Origin of the sequence: Vibrio sp. 2304 (assembly GCF_033339475.1) — a bacterium.
In the GTDB taxonomy this organism is placed as follows: Bacteria; Pseudomonadota; Gammaproteobacteria; order Enterobacterales; family Vibrionaceae; genus Vibrio; species Vibrio alginolyticus.
The window spans coordinates 1-512 of the sequence record NZ_JAWOUQ010000149.1 but is presented as its reverse complement, the minus strand read 5'-3'; the positions used below and the strand labels follow the sequence as shown (position 1 = coordinate 512).

At 60.9% G+C, this 512-nt stretch carries 1 protein-coding gene; it reads left to right on the top strand.

Features of this window, described 5'->3' with window-relative positions; translation table 11 throughout:
- Positions 1-512 (top strand): cellulose biosynthesis cyclic di-GMP-binding regulatory protein BcsB (locus R7P64_RS24730; protein ID WP_318124287.1); only part of this gene is annotated, 512 nt, incomplete at both ends.

Here is a 512-nt window from a genome sequence, read left to right as displayed (position 1 = left end):
TGATAACGACCTGCTGCTGGCGGCGAAGGGGATTGCTCAGGGCAATATTCTGTTCCGCGGCAGCAGCGTCACCGTGGACGGCATCAAAACCCTGCAGCCGCGTCAGCCTTACGACGCGCCGAACTGGGTGCGCACCGACCGCTCGGTCACCTTCGCTGAGCTGAAAACCTATGAGCAACAGCTGCAGTCCAGCGGCCTGGTGCCGGATGCCATCACCGTGGCGCTTAACCTGCCGCCGGATCTCTATCTGCTGCGGGCCAACGGCATCGATATGGATCTGAAATACCGCTACACCATGCCGCCGGTGAAGGACAGCTCGCGGATGGATATCAGCCTCAACGACCAGTTCCTGCAGTCGTTCAGCCTTAACAGCTCCCAGGACGTGAACAAACTGATCCTGCGCCTGCCGGTGCTGCAGGGGCTGCTGGACGGCAAATCGGAGGTCACCATCCCCGCGCTGCGTCTTGGGGCGGTCAACCAGCTGCGCTTTGACTTCCAGTATATGAACCCGA